At 46.8% G+C, this 1,703-nt stretch carries 3 protein-coding genes; all 3 read right to left on the reverse strand.

The genetic code is table 11. From position 1 onward, the window contains the following. The coding region (locus ABGY95_RS05040; protein WP_347440607.1) for a hypothetical protein at window positions 1-191 on the reverse strand (191 nt) is incomplete at its 3' end. A gap of 82 nt (window positions 192-273) precedes the next feature. Continuing rightward, entirely contained in the window at window positions 274-1,359 is a 1,086-nt protein-coding gene (locus ABGY95_RS05045; RefSeq protein WP_347440608.1) for a transposase, read from the reverse strand. A 64-nt stretch (window positions 1,360-1,423) separates the two neighbouring features. After that, window positions 1,424-1,678, reverse strand: a complete 255-nt coding sequence (locus tag ABGY95_RS05050) for a hypothetical protein (protein ID WP_347440609.1) — start codon at window positions 1,676-1,678, stop codon at window positions 1,424-1,426. Window positions 1,679-1,703 lie beyond the last annotated feature (25 nt).

Here is a 1,703-nt window from a genome sequence, read left to right on the forward strand (position 1 = left end):
ATCTTATTGCTAGCTTGTTCCTCTGTATTTTCAAGCGAGCCTGTGTAATATTTATTAGACATACAATTTATAAGATAGATCGCATTTATGACAGCTGTGGACAAGGATTTAGTCTCCCTCAAACAGCCTTCAATCGATTTTGCTCTATGGGTGCTAAAAAAGAGCTCTTTTATCTCAGATTGAGCTTTCAACTGTTTTTTTAGCTCGGTTTACCCTGACTCTCACGGAGCCATGGATGACCTAACTGTGGAGGCCTAAGTTAGCAAAAATAACTCAGCTCTCATTCAGACGACGCAACGACCATAAGCCGCTTTTCTTTAAAGCGCCAAGCGGCTTGGAGCTTTTACCTTTGCGCTTGGAACTCAGGTAGTCTCCTTTGATGCCTTCGATCACTCCATTAACCCACTCTCGGCTACCTAACACTGCGCCTTCGACAAAGTAGCGCGACTTACAACTAGCGATGGCCGCGATCGAGAGTTGCCCCTCACGCTTCTGTTCGTGTGCTAGTTCAGACTCGCTGAATCCTTTCCGCCTGCCTTCTCTCACTTGGTCGTTAGCACCTTTCTCTCCATAGCGGGCTCCGTCTTCGAAGAGAATAAGTCGGTATTGCCCCGCTACACTGCGCCAATCGTATTTAACTAAATCTCGCGCGCCGCTCCAGCCGTCTTTGGCTGTGTCACTCTCCAGCTCGCTGAGGACACGCATTACCCCATTTCTTGCTAGCTTCCCACCTGCCACCGCCTCGGCGTAACCACTCCAACGATAATCTTTCGGATCAACTAGCATACCCGCTCTAACTGGGTTAAGATCAATGTAGGCAGCCATTGTCCTAGCTGCATAGCCATTCTCTACTAGCACACTCTTGTAACGAGCCTCCCATAAGGTTCCCCTTCGGCCGTGCTTCTTATTGTACCAACTCGAAAATCGTTGCTTCAGAGTTTTCATAAAGAGCCCCAAATCCCACATACGCTTCGTGTACGATTCTCGAAGCTTTAGGTAGGCCTGTCGTCCCTCAACATGCGTCGCTTTGGCTAACAAATTCAAATGCTCGCTCACCATTGCAACGTGCTCTTTTGAATACAAAATTTCTAACCGCTCTATCAGCGCATCGTCATCCAGCTCTCTGTCACACTTAGGCGGAACCTCCACTAGAATATGAAAGTGATTGCTCATCACGCAATAGGTGAGAACTCGCACTCCGCAGAACTGTTCATACAGCCGCATATAGCGAACAAATTGTTCCTTCTCCTCACGCCGCAGAAGGAATTCCCTTCCAACAATACGCGAAACACAATGGTAGATGGCGGATCTGTTTTCATCCTCACCTACCCAGGGGGCTAGTAAACGAGCTTTAGACATAGAGTAAGCCTATCACGATGTATCTCTACTCGCAATAGGCCTCCTTCAGATATTGTCTGTCTAATTATTTTAGGTCGCCTAATACAATGCGATCCATGTTAGAGAACTTTCGTGTGATGCGCCTATGAGTCACCGCTATGGCAGGAGCTGGATCACTTCTACTTTCGACTATTTCTTGCTTAGTAAGCTTTGGAGTAGGCTTCTCGTTTGAGTTTGCATCTAAAACCACAGTCATTGGGTCCACGCTACGAGGCAGCAAAAAAAGCACACTGACACCAGTGACTAAAAGAAGAATCGCGACAATTTTAAATGACCTCATGGAACCACAACTAAAAACCTAACAA

This window comes from Rubritalea sp. (genome assembly GCF_039830215.1).
Lineage (GTDB): Bacteria > Verrucomicrobiota > Verrucomicrobiia > Verrucomicrobiales > Akkermansiaceae > Rubritalea.